Genomic DNA, 19,736 nt, shown 5'->3' with positions numbered 1-19,736 from the left:
CTGCGGACAGCGAAGACTGTCAGCGAGCGGTCATATCCCTGCTGCCCTACTGCCGAGAACCGGAAGCAGAGATCCGGCGGTCGTCGATCCGGCTTCAGGCGTGAGCGCTGACGAAGTCCGTGACCCGGCGGGTGAGCGCGTCCACCTGGGCCGAATCGGCGGCTTCGACGTTGAGTCGGACGAGGGGTTCGGTATTGGACTTGCGCAGGTTCACCCACCAGTCCGCACCCTGCAGGCCAATACCGTCGAGGTCGTCGACGGTGTTCTCTGGGAAGTCTCCGGCACGTGCGGCGAAGTCGGCGAGCACAGCGTCGGGGTCGGTGACGGTGAAGTTGATCTCCCCCGACTGCACGAACCGGTCATAGTCGGCAACCAGACGGGAGGCGGGAGCGCGTGATTCGGCGAGGGCGGCGATGAGGTGACAGGCGGCGAGCATTCCCGAGTCCGCCCCGAAGAACTCGTCGAAGTAGAAGTGCGCGGAGTGTTCGCAGGCGAAGACGGCACCGGTTTCGCGCATGAGCGTCTTGATTCCCGAATGCCCGACCTTCGACCGCAGTGCGTGTCCGCCGGCGGCGGTGATCGTCTCGGCCACGCTGCGGGAGGTGATGAGGTTGTGGATGACGGTGGGTCGGTCGTCGCCGAGTGCCCGGGCCCGTGCGATCTCGCGTTCGGCGACGAGTGCGCCGACGGCCGAGGCCGACATCGTCGCGCCTGTCTCGTCGATGAAGAAGCAGCGGTCGGCGTCCCCGTCGAAGACGAGTCCGAGATCGGCGCCGTTGTCGACGACAGCGCGTGCCGCGTCGACGAGGTTCTCGGGTTTGAGCGGGTTCGCCTCGTGGTTGGGGAACGTCCCATCGAGTTCGGTGAAGAGGCCGATGACGTCGAAGGGCACCGAGGCGGATCCCGCGTCCGTGCCGAAGACCTCCCCGAGGAGGCGCCCGGCCATGCCGTTTCCGGCGTCGAGCACGATCGACAGTCCCGTGACCTCATCGACGTGGGTGAGTTCGCGGATCCGTGCCGCGTACTGCTCCCGCATCCGGGATGCGGCAGTCTCATCTTCGGCGATGGTCCGGCCGCCGGTCTGTGGTGCGGTGATCGCGAGTTCTCTGACTCGCGAGAGTCCGGAGGCCAGGCTGACTCCGGCGGCGCGAGGTCCGCAGATCTTGATCCCGTTGTAGTCGGCGGGATTGTGGCTGGCCGTGATCATGGCGCCGGGCAGTTTGAAGATGCCCGAGGCGAAGTAGAGCTGATCGGTCGAGCACAGCCCCAGCAGGACGGCTGCCGAGCCGGCAGCCTCGACTCCCGCGGCGAAGGAGTGGGCGAATCCGGGAGAGCTCGGTCGCATATCGTGGCCGATGACCACCTCGGTGGCGGTGTGGATCTCTGCCATGGCTCGGGCCGTCGCCCAGCCGAGGGCGAACAGGATGTCGTCGTCGAGCTGGTCGGGAATGCGACCGCGGATGTCGTAGGCTCCGACGGCGGAATCGAGGGCAGCCGTCCGGGCTCGTCCGAGTTCGGAGTCGGTCGGGATCTGCTGGGCGGGTTCGATTCGAGTCGAGTCCGGCTCGCGGTGGCTCATGAGTCGCCGATGATGCGCAGGTGACCGTGTCGACGTCCCGAAGCGGCCGGATCGTCGGCCGGTCCCGATTCCTTCCGGGCCGGGGTCTGATCGGCGCGATCGGCGGCCTCGCGGACGGCGTCGGCGATCGCCAGCAGGTCGTCATGGCTGCGTTCGGGTGGGGCCTGCCCGGAGTCGATGCGGATGAGCTGCCAATCCACGGGCGGGGTCAGCTTCGCCGCATGTTCGGCGCACAGGTCATGAGCGCCCGGTTCGGCGCGCCTGCCCAGAGGTCCGATGACGACGGTCGCATCGGCGTGCACGTACGTCATGGTGGCGGCGGCGGGGCGCGAACAGCTGACTTTTGAACACATTCTCACGGCTGACACAGTCCCACACTCTACACGCCGCGCCCCGCCGATTCGCTCAGGCACGGCGGCACCGCACGTAGAATGAAGTGCTATGAGACCAAGGCGACATCGCGACCGACATGGGCGGGGTCTGCGGTCTCCGCTGCACCGGGCCGAGGTGCCCGCGCGGCTGAGTCGGGCGGAGAGTTTTGCAAAGGTCGCGGCCGCCGAATTCGCCCGCATGCGCAGGCGCGAACCCGTCCTCCTCGCCGAGGTGGTGCTGGCCGTCGATTCCGTCCCACCGGCGAGTTCGACCGAACCGAGCTTCGGCCGCGTGTTCCCGGCGGCCGGGGACCGTCCCACCCATATCGTCCTCTATCGGCGGGTGATCGAAGATCATGCCGGCAGTGACGCCCGGGATGCGCTCATCGCCGAGGTGGTGGCGGACCAGGTCGATATCCTCCGTCGCACCTGAGATCCGCAGTCACCGCAGGATCCTGGTTCGTGAGACCTCAGCCGAGCCGGATATCCCGGTAGGCCACACCTGCCGGAGCAGGCGCCGGGACGACCGTGGAGATTCCGTCCTCGGTGGACACGACGAGGGTCGCATGCACCCCATCGGCCTGTGAGCCCGAGGCTTGGGATCCTTTGAGGACGAGTGCGCGCACCGGCTCCTCGGAAACGTCGCTCGGATTGAGCACGGTCGTTCCCGTCGGGTTGAGGTCGATCGATTGAGGATCGGTAAGCGTTCCGTCGTCGAGCATTCCCTGCACCTGCACATGTCCCTGACCGGGCGAGAGGTTCAGTGAGGACTCACCGGTGCGAGGAAGCGCCAGAATCTGGGTCTCGGCGAGGGAGTCGGTCGACGGGATGCTGCCGAAGTCGGCGGCTCCCTTCTCACCGTCCTTGCCGATGAAGGCTCCGGCCTGGACGCGCTGTGAGGATTCGATGACGAGGCTCGTGGCGTCGAGATCCCCGAGGTCGGCCTCGGCGACACCGCGGCCGACAACGGTCATCGAGGAACGGGGAATGTCGATCTCTCCGTCCGGCCCGTACGCTTTCAGGGATACCTCGGCGAGGTCGCTGCTCGGGTTCGCGACCCGGACTCGCGCGTCCTTGCCGCTGAGCCCGGTGAGCACCTGCTGGCGATCGGCCCCTGCCCCGCCGGCTGCGAGGTCGATGCCCTGCGGTTTGAGTCCGTCGAGGATGGTCTCCTGGACGGAACCGGCCAGGACTCCGCCGTCGACGGTGACGTCGACGGCGAGGGCCTCGGCACCTCCTGCCAGTCCGCCCAGCGGGACCGCACGCTGCTGACCGGCCTTGATGCTGAGTTCGGTCGGTTCGGCGGATTCGCCGCCCGGAGTCATGAGCGCAACCTTCGCCTGCACGGGAACGTCTCCCGGGTTGCTCAGCAGCAGCTGCGAGTTCGAGCCGGTGGCTCCGGATCCGGCGACGATCCGGAAGCTGCTCGATGCCTGGGCGCAGGTGAGGGTGGCGAGGCCCGTGAGGTCACCGGAGCTGCCTTCGACGGTTTCGAGGCCGGTCGTCAGAGCCGGAGCCCCGGGGCGGGCGAAACCGGTGACGAGCTTCGTCGAGTCGATGTTGTCGTCTCCGGAGACGAAGCCCTGGCCGGAAGGATTGTCGAAGTCGATCGAACCGCCGAGATCGGCGACCTGGAGCCGAGCCGAGGAGGTCGATCCGTCTGCCGCACCGATCGGCGCAGAGGCGGAGACGAGACGGGTCGAGACCTTCGAGTCGTCGACGAATTCGGCATCGGTACCCTCGGCCTCTCCCGCTGTGAGCAGGGGGCCGGGACAGACGGCGCGGGTGTCCGCGGTGGGCATGCGCACCTGTTCCGGACTGCGGTCCAGCGTGCCAGGGGTCAACGGGGTGAGGAACGAGGTCATGGCCACAAGCACCCCGGGCACGGCGATGGCCGTGAAGGTGACGATGCTGCGCTGGTGCTTCATGCCTGCTGCTCCTCACGGCCGGTCTTCCGTGTCACATTCCCCGCCCGGCCGAAGGGGATTGCGACGATGAGGCTGAGCAGTCCGAGCACCCATCCGACGATGACGCCGATCGGGTAGAGGGGTGAGTTCAGCGAGATCTCGACCGTTCCCCCGGCGGCGGGAAGGTCGAATTCGCTTGCCCACGCCTCTTCGCCTGGCTTCGGCTGCGGCAGCGGCTCACCGTCGATGCTCGCGGTGATGCCGTGCGCTGCATCGGCGATGGTCAAGGTACGCCCCTCCTGACCGGCCGGCACCGTCGCGGTGGTGCCTTTCATCGCCGCCGTCGACACCTGGCCTTCGGCGTCGCGGATGAGAAAACGGCCGCTGTAGGGTTTATCGACGCGCCACAGCTGCCCGGACGAGGTGGGCCCGACCGGCAGGAGCCCCTCGGAGACGGATACCGAGTTGGTCAGGCTGCCGGCATCGGGGCCGACGAGGACGAAATCGACTCCGAGTTCGCCGAGGATGCTGCCGAGGTCACCGGCGTCATCGGCCGAGAGCGCGGACGCGGCCTGAGCCACGAGCACCCGGTCGGAGGTGATCGGCAGCGGGCGGCGCTGCCACGGCCACCCACCCACGGTTTCTGCCGAGGTCACCGTCGATGTGCCCAGCACCGTGCCGTCGGCGGAGGCGATGAGGGTGGCGAGAACTTCTCCGTCGACGTTGTCCAGGCGGAGAGTGCGCGCTTGGGTCTCCCCCGCTGCGCGGTCGGCGGCCAGTGCGGGGACGTTGCCGTCGGAGGTCGCGGTGACCGCTTCGGGCGAGGACGCGGCCCGTACGGCGCCGATGGCGATGAGCCCGATGGCCGCTACGGTCACGAGCCCGACAAGGCCGCGCATGGGCAGTCGGCCGGATGCCGCGGAGGCTCCCTTGGCCGCACTCTTCGCAGAGGACGAACCGGCGTCTCGGCTGCGCCCGGGGCGGCGACCCACGGTGCGGTCGGCGCCGAGGGACAGCAACAGGATCGACCCCAGGCTGACCAGGGTCAGTCCCGCTGCGGGGTATGAGGCGATGAGGTGGAACGGTCCCGTCTCCGCCGGCAGGTGCACCTGGATCGCGGCGAGGATGAGACCGCCGACGTAGAGTCCGACCGCCCAGGTCAGGCGGGAGAGTTCGAGCCGGGCTTCGATGAGGGTGAAGAAGGCCAGAATGAGCATCGGCAGCATCAGGACCGGCGCCCAGAGTTCGAGGGTGCCGGCAGAGACCCCGCCGAAGCCGAGATCAGAGATCAGCTTCGTCAGCCAGGACATGTCGAGCGGAGCGGGGAACCCGACGGCAAGCAGATAGGTCGGGGCGGACTCGGTGGCTGTGGTCTGCCCGGGCATCGTGAGAAGAGTTCCCGGCTCGCGGACGACGGCCCACAGCCACGGCCAGCCCAGGAACACGGTCGGGGCGAGCAGCCACAGATGGCGCAGGCCGCGACCTGCCACGAGAAGCACCGCGGTACCGAGGACCGTGACCAGCAGGAGCAGCGGAATGCCTGCGGTGATGACGAACAGCAGCAGGCCGGTGCCCGCTGCCGCGGCGATCGATCCGGTCGTCAGGCTGCGGCGCAGAGTCAGCACCGCCAGCGGGGCACAGATCCAAACGAGGATCACGCCGAGGCGACCGTCCGACAGTGCGGCCGTGAACAGCGGAGACGCGATCCACAGCAGGGCGGCGAAGCCGCGCACCCATCGCCGTGCCAGTACGCTCCCCGCGCCCGCGTAGGCGGTGATGGCGGCCAGGATCGGCGCGGCCAACAGCAGGGAGCGGACCATGACATCGACATGGCCGAAGAAGAGGAGGGAGAGCACACCGAGGACAAGGTGGTAGGGGTCGGCCGGCACCGCCGCGCCAGTCGAGACGTCGAGGTGACGTCCGAGGAGACGGTCGACGATCTCACCGAAGCCGATGTCGGTCGAACCCAGGGCGCCGCCGTCGAGGTGGCCGGGGCCGAAGAGACGGAAGCTGATGACCCCGCTCATCACCACGGCGGCGAGGACCACATAGGTCAGGGGTGCACGCAGCAGACTGGAACCGCCGGAGATCTCCAGACGGGAGAAGGAGTCGATGGCCTCTTCGGTGTCGCCGACCGGGTTGAGTTCGGCATCGGCGTCGGGGCCGCCGGTGGGAACCTCCGCGGGACGCGAGTCATCGCTCTCACCGCTCATCGTCCGGCGTTGTACGGCGAGTTCTTCGTCATCGGCGTAGAGCGCGGCGACATGTCCGGTGTTCGATCGTCTGGCCACACGGTTGCGACGGGCGTTGGCACGTCTCAGCGGGGCGGTGGTCGACACGTCTGCGGGAAGGCCGATGAGCGCACCGAGGTGCCACCCGGCAGGACGGAAGTTATTCGACAGCAGCCCGCCGATGACTCGGCCGAGGTGGCCGAGAGCAAGGAGACAGAACAGCGAGACCAGCCCCTGACCGGCGAGGCTGAGACGATAGCGCTGCTCCGTCCGGATCTGGGACTTCGACCTCGGCGGGTGGGGCGAGGAGCCGAGCCGGGCAGCGGACGCAGCGGAGATCTCCATCCGCCCACGCGGGGCCAGCAGCACGCGGGCGCCGAGGTCGCGCAGACGGCGGGAGTATTCGAGACCGGAATAGGCGGGGCCGAGAACACGGGAGGGTGCCCCGATGCGCTCGAGTTCGGTGGTGGCCATGAGCAGGCCCGGCAGGTCGAGACCCAGTGTTTCGATCTGACTGTCGCGCTGGCCCTGGTCGATCTCCCCGGAGCCGACGGGGTTGAAACGCTCCCCCGCCGCGGTGGTGCTCACTCCGGCGGAGACGATGCGGCCGGAGCAGATGAGCTTGGGTCCGACGGCGGCGATGGATTCCGTCTCCCCGATGGCGTCGAGCAGCTCATCGAGGCAGTCTGGTTCGGGACGGGAGTCAGGGGTGAGGAACCACAGGAAATCCGACTCCGCGATCTCCGGCATCTCACCGGCTTCGCGGACCGTCCGCCCCCCGAGATCCACCACGGGGATCTCGGGGTAGTGCGGACGAAGAGCTGTTTCGAGCTCGACCTTGCTGGCATCGTCGCCGGAGACGACGACGATGGTGACGGCTTGACTCACACGACCTTTTTCTTGAGCCGGCGGCGTTCGCGTTCGGACATTCCGCCCCAGATGCCGAACCGCTCATCGTTGGCGAGAGCATATTCGAGGCATTCGGAACGGACGTCGCAGGAGGCGCAGACCCGCTTGGCTTCACGCGTCGATCCGCCCTTCTCCGGGAAGAACGCCTCGGGGTCGGTCTGAGCGCAGAGGGCCTGGTCCTGCCAGGACAGTTCACCGTCGTCTGCAGCTCCCAGCAGCAGGGACAGCGGAGAGACGGCGGAGTTGTCCGGCGGCAGCGGCGTCAGATCGCTCGGATCGACGGCCAGCGGATCCGGCAACGTCTCGGGTGTACGTGCTCCCGGTTCGATGAACCAGTCTTCGGCACGGCGGGAGGTGACTCCCGGTGCGGCGGTGAAGTCTTCTCTCTCCCGCCATTCTCTCTGTGCACTTTGCACGGTTTTCCCCTTTCTCACGCTCGAGCAGGTCCAGTACCGTGACTGAGGCGATCAGTCCGATGTACGGTCGAATCCTGAAGGATCCCTGCTCGGCGCGTTCCCCTTAGGTATAAATTACACGCGTGTCATTACCGCCCCGTCAAGCCCTTATGGAGTATCGAGACACCGCGTGAGACGCTATTCGAACACGCGTTCACATGCACACGCGCCCGGAACCCCATATATAGGTCACGACCCAGTCGCTGGGCACAACCTGTGGGATTCGCCTGAGCAAACCTGGAGAATTTAGAAAGTGGGCACCCACAATGGGATTATGGAGAGATGAGAGTGGAATCACCGGTGGCCCGGCATGAATGACCGTCTGCTCACCGTCTACGCGCCTCCCGTCGAGGAAGAGATCGCGTCGGGCTCCGACCTCTCCGCGATCCTCATCAACGCCCTCCGACGCAACCGCATCGACCTCAAGGACGGCGATATCCTCGTCGTCGCCTCGAAAGTCGTCTCCAAGGCCGAGGGGCGCCTGCGCACGGTCTCAGATCGTGCCGAGTTCGAGGAGCTCGTCGCGGAGACCGGCACCCACTTGGTCGCTGAACGCTCCTATCGCTCCGGCACCACCGTGCAGATCGTGCGCACCCCGGCGGGCACCGTTCAGGCAGCAGCGGGTCTCGACCAGTCGAACTCCGGCGGTGCCGTCATCCTCCACCCGCTCGACAGCGACCGATCCGCCGACGGCCTGCGCCGACGGGTCGAGCAGGCTTTCGAGGTGCGTATCGGTCTGGTCATCTCGGATACGAGTTCACGGCCGTGGCGGGTCGGGGTCGGCGATATCGCCATCGGCCTGTCCGGGTTCTCCGGTCTCGACGACCAGCGCGGTCGCCCCGACGACGACGGGCGCGTCCAGACCGTGACGGTACGCGCGATCGCCGATGAGATCGCAGCGGCCGCCGACTTGGTCAAGGGCTCCTCCCGCGGACTGCCCATGGCGTTGGTCCGCGGCGCCGGCGGATACCTCGACAACGGTCGCGAGGGCGCCCGTGCGCTCTCCCGCGACCTCGGCGAGGACTGGTTCCGACACGGCCATGTCGAAGCCATTCAACGCGGTCTGGGAGTCACCGACCTGCCCGGCAGCGCCCCTGCCGGCGACAACAGCGACGACATCCTCGAAAGGGTGTCTCGAGCGATCCGCGTCGTCCGCGCCGGGCAGTCGCGGACTCCGGGCCATGCGGCATGGCGGATGCGCATCGAGGGGTCGGGATCGCGGATCACGCTCAGCCCCTCTGACTCGCCGGCGACCGCCCAATCGGGCGGCCCGCCCCTGCTCGAGGCGATGGTCGGACTCGGATCGCTCGTCGAACGCCTCCATACAGCCCTCTTCGCCGAGGATCTCAGCGCCTCCACGTGCTATCACTGGGTCGATGGTGAGCTCGGGGCCTTCCCCCGCGGGGTGACGATCGACATCGGCCTCATCGTTCACTGACCCTCCCGACAGGCTGCACTCGAAACACAATCATGGAAGCGGATATGGATCTCTCAGTCATCGCGCGCACCGGCGGGCCCGTCCTCATCTGGCGCGGACCCGATTTCGATCGACTCGACCTCACCGGTCCGGTCGTCTCGAACTGGGTGAATAAGGGAGTCGGGCTCTTCGGCGACTACGACCTCGGACCGGACTTCACTCTCTTCGCTCCTCTGCCGGAGGGTCTGCACTGGCGCGAACTCGTCGCTGTCCTCAGCGTCCTGATGGCAGGGGGCCGCGTCGTCATCGCGAGCGAAGCACCGGACGAGGACTTCATGGCCCTCGTTCCCTTCGGCCACGAGGATGACGACCAAGTGGCCGACGCCGATGAGGTCTTCGTCTTCAATCCCCCGGCCCTGGCGCTGAGCACCCCGGTCGATGCCGACTTCATCGACGTCAATTCCGCCATCCGCGCCTACCCCGATGTCACAGCGCGTCGCCTCGACGCTTCGGGAATCCTCGAAGTGGACGGTCAGATCATCGACTGGACGAGTTCCCCATCGACCGACGCCGCCCGCCCGCAGGGACTGCTCGCCTCGAACTCGACCCCGCTGCCGGGCGAGTGGCCGCGCTTTCTGCAGCACCTCCTCGGCGGTGGTGAGGTTCTGCTCACCAGCAGAGTCGACGATGCTCGCATCACGGACCTGGCCGCCGGGCTCGGAGTGGTCCATGGCACACTGGGCACATGGACAAAGTAGTTGATACCCCCGCAGCAGCGGTGGCCGACATTGCAGATGGATCATCGATCGCCGTGGGCGGCTTCGGTGTCGTCGGCGTGCCCGAATTCCTCATTCGAGCCCTCCAGGACCAGGGAGCCAAAGACCTCGAGGTGATCTCGAACAACGCCGGCGTCGACGGCCGCGGACTGGGCATTCTGCTCGCCGACGGACGACTCCGCCGCATCATCGCCTCGTATGTCGGCGAGAACAAGGAATTCGCTCGCCAGTACCTCTCCGGTGAACTCGAGGTCGAACTCACCCCGCAGGGCACCCTGGCGGAGAAGCTGCGGGCAGGAGGCGCCGGCATCCCGGGCTTCTTCACCATCACGGGCGCTGGGACGCAGGTCGCCGAGGGCGGCATGCCCTGGAAGTACGACGCAGACGGCAACGTCGTCAAGGAATCTCCGGCCAAGGAGACGAAGGTCTTCAACACCTTCGGAGAAGAGAAGGAATACGTCCTCGAGAAGTCCCTGGCTCCCGACTACGCACTTGTGCGTGCCGCGATCGGTGACCGGCACGGCAACCTCGTCTTCCACTCCTCGGCGCGGAACTTCAATCCCCCGGCCGCAGAGTCGGCTCGCATCACCATCGCCGAGGTCGAAAAGCTCGTCGAACCCGGCGAGATCGATCCGGACATGGTCCACGTGCCAGGCGTCTTCGTCCACCGCGTGGTGCCGCTGACGCCCGAACAGGTGGCGGACAAGCCCATCGAGAAGCGCACCGTACGAGAAGCCTGAGGAGACACAGAAATGTCATTGACACGCAATCAGATGGCGACCCGTGCCGCCCAGGAACTCGAAGACGGCAGCTACGTCAACCTCGGCATCGGCATGCCGACCCTGGTGCCCAATTTTCTGCCCGAGGGTGTCCACCTCGTGCTCCAGTCGGAGAACGGCCTGCTCGGCGTCGGCCCGTACCCGACCGAGGATGAGATCGACCCCGACCTCATCAACGCGGGCAAGGAGATCGTCACGATGAACCCGGGCGCCGCGTACTTCGACTCAGCGGCGAGCTTCGGCATGATCCGCGGCGGCAAGATCAACGCCGCGATCCTCGGCGCCATGCAGGTAGCCACGAACGGAGACATCGCGAACTGGATGATCCCGGGCAAGATGGTCAAGGGAATGGGCGGCGCCATGGACCTCGTGCACGGTGCCCAGCGCGTCATCGTCATCATGGACCACGTCGCCAAGGACGGTTCGCACAAACTGCTGAAGGCGTGCGAACTGCCGCTGACCGGAAAGGGCGTCGTCGAGCGCATCATCACCGATATCGCCGTACTCGACGTCAGCGGTGACGCGTTCACCCTCGTCGAACTCGCCCCGGGCGTGACCGTCGACGAAGTCAAGGAGAAGACCGGCGCCGAGGTGATCGTCCCCGAGGACGTCCCCACCATCGAGGTCGCCGCCTGAGTTCCGAGTGACCGGCCCAGGCCTCACGCGTGTAGTGTCCGAACGTGACCACTGTTCTGTGTTCTGCCGCCTGCGCACCGCAGTCTTGATCGCCCACGCGTTGGCGTCGACCGCCGCCGAACACCGTCTTCGTCCGTCAGGGCCGTCGGACGTTATTCGACACCGTTGGAAACGCAGATTCTTGGGTCGATCCACGGTGGTTACGTTGAAGAAATCACCGTGGATCGACCCAACAATCACACTCCAGGGGCCCTGCACACCGATCAGCAGGGGTGAGTAAGCATTCGCCGGGGTGAGTTGAGCAGACGAGCTCAGCCGCCGGTGGTGGCGGACAGCGCGGGCTCAGCGGCCGGCAGCTCCGGAGTTCAGTCCGGTGGTCGCCACGAACAGGTCGCCGTGGCCATCGGCCGTCACCGTCGGTTCGTTGGCCGCGATGAACGCGCTCTGCCCACGTTCGAGGGTGAGCGTCGAGCCGAGCGAGCTGAGTGTGACAGTTCCCGCGGTGCACAGCACAATCGCAGCACCGCGCCGTTCCACCGTCGCCATACGCGGGCACCGCAGTGCCTGCAGAGCGAAATCATCGGTGGGTCCCAGCAGCATTCCCGAGTGATCGGGCTCGACCATCCGAGGAGCACCGGCGTGGAAGTCCGTGATCTTCGACAGCTGTTCGATGTCGACGTGCTTCGAGGTCAGACCGCCGCGCACGACGTTGTCGCTCGAGGCCATGATCTCGATGCCTGTGCCGAAGAGGTAGGCATGCAGCACTCCGGCGTCCATGGTCAGTGCTTCACCCGGCTGCAGGTGAACCCGGTTGAGCATGAGTCCGACCAGCGCACCGGGGTCATGGGGATAGTCGGTGACGAGCTCGCAGAACGTCTGCGCCGGATCGACAGCACTGCCCGACCGGCTGATGTGTCCGACCGGCAGTTCGTCGATTCCGTGGGCGGCCACCTCGTCGACGAGCCCAGGTGTCCGCGGATCGCTGAGGATGATTTCGACGGCTCGAGACAGCGCCTTGGACTCGCTGAAGGACTTCAGCGCTGCGATGATGGCTCCGAGCACGTCCAAGGACGGCGGAGTCAGCGGCTGGGAGAGCATCCGTTCGAACGTGGCTCGCACGGCCTTGCGCGGACGGAATCCCGTGAGCGCGTGGAAGTCGGTGAGTGCGTAGATGAGCTCCGGTTTCGCCGAGGCGTCTTTGAAGTTCCGGTCGGGAGCGTCCAGTGCCGGTCCGGCCGCTTCCTCGGCGGCGAATCCGGCCCGGGCCTGTTCGCGGTTCGGGTGCACCTGGATCGACAGGGCCTTGCTCGCCGAAAGCACCTTGAGCAGGAACGGCAGTCGCGCTCCGAAGGACTCGAGGGAGTCATGGCCGAGCAGACCTTCAGGGTCCCCCGCCAGGTACTCGATGAGGTTGGGTCCGAGCCGCGGCTCGGCCTCGGTCGCCACGCCGCCCGTCGCCTGCTGCCCGCCGAGGCGGTTCTGCCGTTCCAGCGGAGCCTGGGCCCGCGTGTGCCCGACATCGAGTCGAGAGGGGCTGACCGGATGTGCTCCGAGCCAGAGTTCCGCGCAGGGGGTGCCGTCCGGGACTGTGCCGAGAATCGCGGGAATCGCGTCGGTGCTGCCCCATTCGAACTTCTTGACCGTATTGTGCAGACGATGCACTGCGGGCCCCCTTTGACAGGATCGAGTCGGATTCACATCCGGTGTTTTCCGGTTGTGCTCAGTTCAGCCTAGCCCCGCTGTCGTGCCCGGAGTCGGCACTTCACTGACTGTTCAGCCGAAGTCACAATCTATTCACCGCTTTTCACCTGCGCAGATGCATATGCCCCGGTCACTGCGGCGACCGGAATCGTCGGGGAAACCAGACAGTGCCCCGAGGGAGATCCACAATGGGATCCTCCCCCGGGGCACTGGCTGGCAGGCGCTGTACGCCCCGTCCTCGATGCCGAGTGTCAGCCGACTACGCGGATGACCTTGGCTCCACGGTTCAGCATCCAGCTGTAGCTGCGCTTCGTGGTGTTCGTCCGCGTCGAGCCGGCATCGTACATCTGACCCTTGGTCTCGGAGATGATTCCGATATGACCGGGGATCCAGATCAGGTCGCCGGCCTTGGCGTCCTTGAGCGAGATCTCCTTGCCGGCGTAACGCTGCTGACTGGTTGTACGCGGCAGTTTGATGCCGTTCTTGCCATAGACGTACTGGGTGTAACCCGAGCAGTCCCAACCGGACTTCGGCGAGGTGCCGCCCCAGACGTACTTGACGCCGAGGTTGGCCTTCGCATCCTTGATGATGGACGCACGCTGGGCCGCGATCTTCTCGGCCTTGGACGGCTTGTCCTTCTTCTTGTCGTCGTCCTTCTTCTTATCGTCCTTGGACTTGTCATCCTTCTTGGAGTCATCCTTCTTGGAATCGTCCTTGGACTTATCGTCCTTCTTGGAATCGTCTTTCTTGGAGTCGTCCTTGGACTTGTCATCCTTCGAGTCCTTGTCGTCTGCAGAACCTTCCCCGGAGTCTGCAGCCGACTTGTCATCGGTGGAATCGTCTCCCGGTGGCGTCGTGCCGCCCGGAGCATTGTCGTCGCTGACTCCGCCGGCGATCGAACCCTTGGCAGAGAACTCGGTGGTTCCGTAGCCTTCGGCCCAGACCAGACGTGCGCCTTCGAAGAGCTGCTCACCGCGGCCCTTCTTGTAGACCACGTCCGACTTGGGGTAACCGAGGTGACCCTTGACGGTCCCCTTGTCACCCCAGTACTTCATGATCGTGCCGGAGGTGTAGTGAGCGCCGGTGGTCTTCGACCAGTAGAACGAGCCCTTCTCGAAGCGCTGCGCGACGCCCCCGCCCTTGAGGCCGCCCTTCTCCGCAGAGGTGGGCAGCCCCAAGTCGGTGACTGCATTGTCCTTGTAGGCCGAAGCGATCGCTCCGGACAGGTGGTAGGCGCCGGTCTTCTTGGACCAGTAGACGGTGCCCTTCTCGAACTTCTGTGCCTTGGCACCAGCGACGCCCTTGACGTCGTATTCCTTGCCGAGGGCCTTGCCGAGCTTGTTCTTCTCGGCGTACTTCTCGATCGAGGTCTTCGCCTTCGGCTTCTCGGCCTTCTTGTCGTCGTCCTTCTTGGAGTCATCCTTGGACTTGTCGTCGTCCTTCTTGGAGTCATCCTTGGACTTGTCGTCATCCTTCTTGGAATCGTCCTTGCTGTCGCTGGGCTGTTCGCCGGTCTTCAGGATCGAGTTGACCGTCGAGCGCATCTCACCCAACTTGGCGTAGAAGGCGTCACCCGGGCAGTCGGTCTGTCCCAGATCGCGGTGGCCGACCAGGTTCGACTTCGTGGCTTTGGAGATTCCGTTGATCGAGAACTTCCAGGCGATCGCCGAGGCGACGGCGTCGCGGGTCTTCTTCGGCGGAGCCGCGCTGTTGTATGTACCCAGCACGGAGATGCCGAAGGTTCCGGTGTTGTGTCCGGCAACGTGAGCGCCGACGACGGCCTTCGAGACGTCACCGCCGCGGGCGTGCCAGAGGCGACCGTACTTGTCTGCGACGACGTTGTATCCGATGTCGCTCCAGCCTCGGCCCTGCTGGTGGTAGGCCTGGATACCACGGATGATTCCGGGAACGTCGGCAGCCGAGTAGCTGTTCGAGCCGGAGGTGTGGTGAACGACGGCCTGCTTGATTCCGCTGGCGTAGTCGGGGCTGCCGCGGTAGGCCTTGGCACCCCACGAGCTGCGCGAGCCGATCTTCGGCTTCGACACCTTCTTCGCCACGGTGTCCACCGTCGACGATCCGGGTACGTAGTTCTGGTTGGTCACCGTCGCACCGGCCGCCGCGTCGACGTTCTCTGCGGATGCCGCCTCGGCGTCGGTCGCGTCCTCGGTCGACTGCTCCGGCGCGGTTTCAGCACCGGCGGAGTCGCCGCCGACCTGATCGTCGAGCTCGACGGGATCGTTCTCGGCGACAGCCTGAGCGTCGCCGGCGTCCCGCTTCGAATCGACGAGGACGAGTTCGGCCTCGCTCGGTGCGGAGTCACCGAGGATGCGCATCTGCACAGCGGAAGCGTTCGACACCGTCATCGGCTCCGAACCCTTGTTCTGGGCTTCTTCCTGCTGCTCTTCGTCCAGGGTGTCCCAATTGCCCCATTCCGAGCCCTGCTTGGTGCGGACCTGGATGCGGATATTGGACTTCGACTCGGAGAAGGTGAAGCCGACAAGGCTCGGGTTGTTCGCGGGGACATCGAGGACATCGGAGATGAGCGCGATGTTCACTCCGTCTTCGGTCTTCTGACGGACCGAACCGGAGATGTCGTCTTCGCCCTCGGCCTTCGACTCGTCGGACGAATCCTTCGCGTCCTCGTCCTCGGACTTCGGGGTCTCGGTCTCTGCGCCCTCGGCAGGAGCCTGCTCGGTCTCGGACGGAGCCGATCCCTCAGACGGTGCGGCCTCGTCGGCTCCGGAGGTCAGTCCGGCGGAGACGTTGTTGACCGAACCCGAAGACGCCGACGCCGACGCGTTGACGATATCGGGCACCTTGGCCGAGGCCAGGGCGGTCTGCGACTTGAAGATATTCGGCAGATTGCTCGTGGCGCTCTGGTTGGCGGCAGTGGCGGTGGAATCACTGGAATCGCGGGCGCCGGGGACGTTGAGTCCCTCTTTGCTGACGTTCAGCGCCTCTTTGGACACATCAGGCGACGTCGTGGCTGCGGAAGCCGACGGTGCCGTGACCGCTAAGGTGCCGACCAGCGCAATAGAAGCGCAGCCCGCAACAGTGGGCAATAGATATTTCATCGTTACAGCCTTTTCGAGGAAGACAGGGAAGTTCAGGCCTCGAGGTCCCCTTCACCGTTGGCAGAACGGTGGGCAACCCCAACATCTCAAAATTGTTACACATTTTCGGCGTGTCAGACTAGCCACAGAGCAGAATATTCTAATTACACGAGTGTGGTTCCCAGCATTGGCAAGGGACACACCGAGCAAAAGATTTTCCCGGAATCGGCATGGGATCGACCGATTCGGTCATCGGTCTCATCACGACCGACCCCACAGCGGCGCCTTACGGCACGTAGCAGATCGCCTTCGCGTCGGCTTCTTCGCCGTTGTCAGCAGAGGTGTCGCCGGCACCCTGCGCCAGCAGCTGCGGCCCTGAACCGGGGTTCGGATCGAGTCCCGCATCGACTCCGGCAGCGGCTGACAGGTCGCTTCCGGGAACCGAGAACGCGCCTTTGTCCTCTTCCGAGGACTTCGACGACTCCTCGATCTTATCGGCTACCAGCTGATGTGCCACATCGAAGTCGGGCTGTGACGGAGTGATGCGCGGCGGGGTGAGGTCGACGGATTCGATCTTCTGCGATTTCACCTTGAGCGCGAGGTCGACGAACGAGTCCACCTGCGACGAGGGAATGTCCGTCGACACGGCCCCTGGAGTGGCTTTCGCGATCGACTGGTAGCGGGTGAGCACGGTGGCCGGGTCGAGCTGCTTGACCATCGCCGTCTGCACGCAACGCTGGCGGACCATCCGCTCGTAGTCGCTGGAGAACTCTCGGGAGCGGGCGAACCACAGCGCGTGGAAACCGTCGAGCTTCTGTTTGCCCGGTTCGATCCATCCCTTGACCGGCCCATGCTCGCCCGTGGTCGGATCGACCTTCGACGAAATCGGCACTCGCTTGCCGGAGACGAGGGTGATTCCGCCGAGGGAGTCGATGAGGTTCTCGAATCCCTTGAGATTGATCATCGCGTAGTACTGGACCTCGAGTCCGGTGGCGCCCGAAACGGCGTCCATGGTCGCCTGCTCGCCGGCAGTCTTCGGGTCCTCGAACTCATCCTTGTGCTGTTCGCCCTGCTGGAAGACGGCGTTGAGCAGACATTCGTCCCCGCAGTTGTATCCCTGCGGGTAATGCTTGTGCAGCGGAGAGTCGTCCGGGAACGGCACGTTCTCCATATTGCGAGGCAGGCCGATGATGACGGATTTGCCGGTCTTCGCGTCGATCGAGACCAGCGACAGCGAGTCCGGTCGGATTCCCGTCCGCCCTTTTCCGGCGTCCGAACCGAGCAGCAGGATGTTGTATCGGCCGTCGACGGGCTTGAGCGCCTTGCCCGAGGCGAACAGGTCGCTCATCAGTCCGCGCTGCGAGTTGAGAATCGTCGTCCCCCAAGCCAAGGGGCCCACGACGATGAGCAAGAGGGCGCAGAAGGCCGCCACGAAGCGTTTGCGGGCCCTTCGGGAGATCGTGACGATCCGGATGCGGCGCAGGGTGTCGAACAGGCACACCGCCCAGTTGATCGCGATGACGGGCACCCAGATGGTCAGAAATGTGAGGATGAACGGGTTCGTGCCGATGGTGAAGAGGAACGTCCGGCTGATGAGGACGATCACACCGGCGATCAGGACAAGGAACCAGCTGATGGCGGTGATCGACAGAGAGATCTTCGCCCACCGGCGGTGGCCGAAGAGCAGCTGCACTCCCCCGGGCACGAGAGCCGTGACGAGCAGCAGAAGCCAAGCCCGCACATCACGCGTCGGCTGCGAAGCATACGACGGGTGGCGGATCGGGTCCACATATCTCGTTTCGGCCACTGACTTCCCTTCGCTTCGGGCTCTGCTCACGGACTGCTTCCGGCATCGACATCCGCGGGTGGCTACGCTCAGGTCGCATCGACCCAGTGGATGTCCACAGCAGACAACTGTGCCAAAGAGACTTCAGAGACCACTGTGTTCACCTATTGTGTCGCGTGAGAACCATCGATTCCGGCACATCCGCGCCGCGCATGTCGGATTCGTCGCGTGTGCGATTTGACACAGACAGAAGAACGGGCGCTGCAGACTCCCGTCCCGGGGGAGTCCGCAGCGCCCGTTCGACACGGACCGGCCGGCACCGAGCGGCCATGACCATGTGCGGCCAGCAGCTCAGATCTCGAGCCCGGTTCAGGCGAGGAGCTTGCGTCCCATCACCATGCGCTGGATCTGATTGGTGCCTTCGTAGATCTGCGTGATCTTCGCATCGCGCATCATCCGCTCGACCGGGTGGTCGACGACGTAGCCAGCACCGCCGAGCAGCTGCACGGCGTCAGTGGTGATCTCCATCGCGGCGTCGGAGGCGAAGGCCTTCGCCGCGGCGCCGAAGTACGTGAGGTCGTCGTCGCCGCGTTCGCTCTTGGCGGCAGCGGTGTAGGTCAGCTGGCGTGCAGCCTCGAGCTTCATGCCCATATCGGCGAGCATGAACTGGATCGCCTGATTATCGGCGATCGACTTGCCGAACTGCTGCCGATCCTTGACGTAGGCCAGGGCGTAGTCGAGCGCGCCCTGGGCGACGCCGACGGCCTGCGCTGCGATCGTGACTCGAGTGTGGTCGAGGGTGCGCAGGGCAATCTTGAGACCTTCCCCGGGCTCACCGACGATGCGGTCGCCGGGCAGGCGGACATTGTCGAAGAGGAGCTCGCGGGTGGGCGAGCCCTTGATGCCGAGCTTGCGCTCCTTCTCTCCGAAGGTGAAGCCCTCATCGGACTTCTCGACGACGAAGGCGGAGATGTTGCGCCCACGGGCTCCGTCGGGGTCGGTCACGGCCATGACCGTGTAGTACTCGGATTCTCCGGCGTTGGTGATCCAGGTCTTGACACCATTGAGGATCCAGTCGTCGCCGTCCCGTTCGGCGCGGGTCTTCATCGATGCGGTGTCGGATCCGGCTTCGCGCTCGGACAGTCCGTAGGAGAAGCCTGCTTCTCCGGCGGCCACGGACGGGAAGTACTTCTTCTTGATCTCTTCGCTGCCTCCGAGCTGGACGGGCATGCTGCCGAGTTTGTTCACAGCCGGAATCAGCGAGGACGAGACGCAGCCGCGTGCGACCTCTTCGATGATGATCGCCACTGCCAACGCATCAGCGCCCATGCCCCCGTACTCTTCGGGGATGTGCGCGGCGAAGAAATCCGTCTCGACGAGGGCGTCGTGCGCCTCCTGCGGGTAGCGGGAGTCCGCGTCGACCTCGGCCGCGAACGGCGCGATCTTCTTCTCGACGACATTGCGGACCGCGGCACGGATCTCTTCGTGCTCTTCGCTGGGCTGGTACAGGTCGAACATCATTCTCCTCAGACTTATCAAACGTTCAGCAAGCCCTATTATTCCTGCAGCGCCCGGCCTTTGTCGAGAGCGACCTGCCGCAGCTGGCTGCGATAGTCGTCGAGACGTGTGCGCACAGCCTCGGCTTCGACGCCTTGCCCGGCCCCGAGGATGCGCGCCGCCAGCAGGCCGGCGTTCTTGGCGCCGCCGATCGAAACGGTGGCCACGGGAACCCCTCCGGGCATCTGCACGATGGACAGCAGCGAATCCATTCCGTCGAGGTACTTCAGGGGCACGGGGACTCCGATGACCGGAAGCGAGGTCATCGACGCGATCATTCCGGGCAGATGGGCCGCTCCCCCGGCTCCGGCGATGATCACTCGGACGCCGCGAGCGGCCGCGGACTTGGCCCACTCGACCATGTCCTCGGGCATGCGGTGGGCAGAGACCACCTCGGCGCTCGATTCGATGCCGAGTTCGTCGAGGGCGTCGGCGGCGGCTTTCATCGTCGGCCAGTCCGAGTCCGAGCCCATGACGATGCCGACCGGAGCCGCCGTGTCAGTGGAGCGTTCATTCGCTGTGGTCATCTGTGCTTCCTTCGTTGCAGGCGGATGATATCCGCGGATCGGTGCCGGGTGG

The 19,736-nt window shown here is 65.5% G+C and carries 15 protein-coding genes; 5 read left to right on the top strand and 10 right to left on the bottom strand.

Annotated features, from left to right (window positions below; genetic code table 11):
* Positions 1–94: 94 nt before the first annotated feature.
* Both HK353_RS05140 and HK353_RS05135 read right to left on the bottom strand, forming a co-directional pair.
* Positions 95–1,579, bottom strand: coding sequence for a phosphohexomutase domain-containing protein (locus HK353_RS05140; protein WP_173153354.1), 1,485 nt, complete (start codon positions 1,577–1,579; stop codon positions 95–97).
* Complete coding sequence (locus HK353_RS05135; protein WP_173154351.1) at positions 1,576–1,932, bottom strand: DUF3499 domain-containing protein; 357 nt, start codon at positions 1,930–1,932, stop codon at positions 1,576–1,578. Before HK353_RS05135 ends, HK353_RS05140 begins: the two co-directional genes overlap by 4 nt.
* A gap of 88 nt (positions 1,933–2,020) precedes the next feature.
* Between HK353_RS05135 and HK353_RS05130 the strand changes: the two genes are divergently transcribed.
* A complete protein-coding gene (locus HK353_RS05130) occupies positions 2,021–2,383 on the top strand; it encodes a metallopeptidase family protein (RefSeq protein ID WP_173153351.1) in 363 nt (120 codons plus the stop codon).
* A 37-nt stretch (positions 2,384–2,420) separates the two neighbouring features.
* Here HK353_RS05130 and HK353_RS05125 read toward each other — a convergent pair whose 3' ends face one another.
* Genes HK353_RS05125 through HK353_RS17415 form a run of 3 tightly spaced genes read right to left on the bottom strand, consistent with a single transcriptional unit; the run spans position 2,421 to position 7,413 of the window.
* The gene (locus HK353_RS05125; RefSeq protein WP_173153348.1) at positions 2,421–3,878 is read right to left on the bottom strand and encodes a DUF5719 family protein; all 1,458 of its coding nucleotides are present in this window, start codon (positions 3,876–3,878) and stop codon (positions 2,421–2,423) included.
* Complete coding sequence (locus HK353_RS05120) at positions 3,875–6,976, bottom strand: glycosyltransferase family protein (RefSeq protein ID WP_173153345.1); 3,102 nt, start codon at positions 6,974–6,976, stop codon at positions 3,875–3,877. Before HK353_RS05120 ends, HK353_RS05125 begins: the two co-directional genes overlap by 4 nt.
* Entirely contained in the window at positions 6,973–7,413 is a 441-nt protein-coding gene (locus HK353_RS17415) for a WhiB family transcriptional regulator (protein WP_276330045.1), read from the bottom strand. The genes HK353_RS05120 and HK353_RS17415 overlap by 4 nt, the downstream gene beginning before the upstream one ends.
* Positions 7,414–7,762: 349 nt before the next feature.
* On the opposite strand from HK353_RS17415, the gene HK353_RS05110 reads away from it, so the two are divergent.
* From HK353_RS05110 to HK353_RS05095, 4 genes are read left to right on the top strand one after another with little or no spacing between them, the layout of a single operon-like run.
* The gene (locus tag HK353_RS05110) at positions 7,763–8,890 is read left to right on the top strand and encodes a coenzyme F420-0:L-glutamate ligase (protein ID WP_173153343.1); all 1,128 of its coding nucleotides are present in this window, start codon (positions 7,763–7,765) and stop codon (positions 8,888–8,890) included.
* 44 nt (positions 8,891–8,934) lie between these two features.
* Positions 8,935–9,627 (top strand): hypothetical protein, encoded by a 693-nt coding sequence (locus tag HK353_RS05105; RefSeq protein WP_173153333.1) that lies wholly within the window; start codon positions 8,935–8,937, stop codon positions 9,625–9,627.
* Positions 9,615–10,385: a CoA transferase subunit A gene (locus HK353_RS05100; protein ID WP_173153331.1), complete on the top strand. Its 771-nt coding sequence runs from the start codon at positions 9,615–9,617 to the stop codon at positions 10,383–10,385. Before HK353_RS05105 ends, HK353_RS05100 begins: the two co-directional genes overlap by 13 nt.
* Positions 10,386–10,397: 12 nt before the next feature.
* Positions 10,398–11,060, top strand: a complete 663-nt coding sequence (locus tag HK353_RS05095; RefSeq protein WP_173153329.1) for a 3-oxoacid CoA-transferase subunit B — start codon at positions 10,398–10,400, stop codon at positions 11,058–11,060.
* 342 nt (positions 11,061–11,402) lie between these two features.
* Here the strand turns inward: HK353_RS05095 and manA are convergent, their stop codons facing one another.
* The 5 genes from manA to purE all read right to left on the bottom strand — a co-directional run bounded on the left by manA (position 11,403) and on the right by purE (position 19,684).
* The gene (manA, locus tag HK353_RS05090) at positions 11,403–12,722 is read right to left on the bottom strand and encodes a mannose-6-phosphate isomerase, class I (protein ID WP_173153326.1); all 1,320 of its coding nucleotides are present in this window, start codon (positions 12,720–12,722) and stop codon (positions 11,403–11,405) included.
* Between the two features lie 290 nt (positions 12,723–13,012).
* Positions 13,013–15,835 (bottom strand): NlpC/P60 family protein, encoded by a 2,823-nt coding sequence (locus HK353_RS05085; RefSeq protein ID WP_173153323.1) that lies wholly within the window; start codon positions 15,833–15,835, stop codon positions 13,013–13,015.
* 265 nt (positions 15,836–16,100) lie between these two features.
* Positions 16,101–17,621 carry an LCP family glycopolymer transferase gene (locus HK353_RS05080; RefSeq protein ID WP_173153320.1) on the bottom strand — a complete coding sequence of 507 codons (1,521 nt, stop codon included), beginning with the start codon at positions 17,619–17,621 and terminating at the stop codon, positions 16,101–16,103.
* A 348-nt stretch (positions 17,622–17,969) separates the two neighbouring features.
* Positions 17,970–19,121: an acyl-CoA dehydrogenase family protein gene (locus HK353_RS05075; protein WP_173153318.1), complete on the bottom strand. Its 1,152-nt coding sequence runs from the start codon at positions 19,119–19,121 to the stop codon at positions 17,970–17,972.
* 35 nt (positions 19,122–19,156) lie between these two features.
* Entirely contained in the window at positions 19,157–19,684 is a 528-nt protein-coding gene (gene purE / locus HK353_RS05070; RefSeq protein WP_173153315.1) for a 5-(carboxyamino)imidazole ribonucleotide mutase, read from the bottom strand.
* Positions 19,685–19,736: the final 52 nt, after the last annotated feature.

The sequence above is a fragment of the Brevibacterium permense genome, assembly GCF_013280495.1.
Taxonomy (GTDB): Bacteria; Actinomycetota; Actinomycetes; order Actinomycetales; family Brevibacteriaceae; genus Brevibacterium; species Brevibacterium permense.
The sequence above is the reverse complement of the archived record's forward strand: the minus strand, read 5'-3'. Positions and strand labels throughout refer to the sequence as shown.

Bases quoted from the DNA above. Each gene is read 5' to 3' on its own strand.
- HK353_RS05140 (WP_173153354.1), bottom strand. From the start codon at position 1,579: ATGAGCCACCGCGAGCCGGACTCGACTCGAATCGAACCCGCCCAGCAG.
- HK353_RS05085 (WP_173153323.1), bottom strand. From the start codon at position 15,835: ATGAAATATCTATTGCCCACTGTTGCGGGCTGCGCTTCTATTGCGCTG.
- HK353_RS05110 (WP_173153343.1), top strand. From the start codon at position 7,763: ATGAATGACCGTCTGCTCACCGTCTACGCGCCTCCCGTCGAGGAAGAG.
- HK353_RS05135 (WP_173154351.1), bottom strand. From the start codon at position 1,932: ATGTGTTCAAAAGTCAGCTGTTCGCGCCCCGCCGCCGCCACCATGACG.
- HK353_RS05075 (WP_173153318.1), bottom strand. From the start codon at position 19,121: ATGATGTTCGACCTGTACCAGCCCAGCGAAGAGCACGAAGAGATCCGT.
- HK353_RS05125 (WP_173153348.1), bottom strand. From the start codon at position 3,878: ATGAAGCACCAGCGCAGCATCGTCACCTTCACGGCCATCGCCGTGCCC.
- HK353_RS05100 (WP_173153331.1), top strand. From the start codon at position 9,615: ATGGACAAAGTAGTTGATACCCCCGCAGCAGCGGTGGCCGACATTGCA.
- HK353_RS05130 (WP_173153351.1), top strand. From the start codon at position 2,021: ATGAGACCAAGGCGACATCGCGACCGACATGGGCGGGGTCTGCGGTCT.
- HK353_RS05105 (WP_173153333.1), top strand. From the start codon at position 8,935: ATGGATCTCTCAGTCATCGCGCGCACCGGCGGGCCCGTCCTCATCTGG.
- HK353_RS05095 (WP_173153329.1), top strand. From the start codon at position 10,398: ATGTCATTGACACGCAATCAGATGGCGACCCGTGCCGCCCAGGAACTC.
- purE (WP_173153315.1), bottom strand. From the start codon at position 19,684: ATGACCACAGCGAATGAACGCTCCACTGACACGGCGGCTCCGGTCGGC.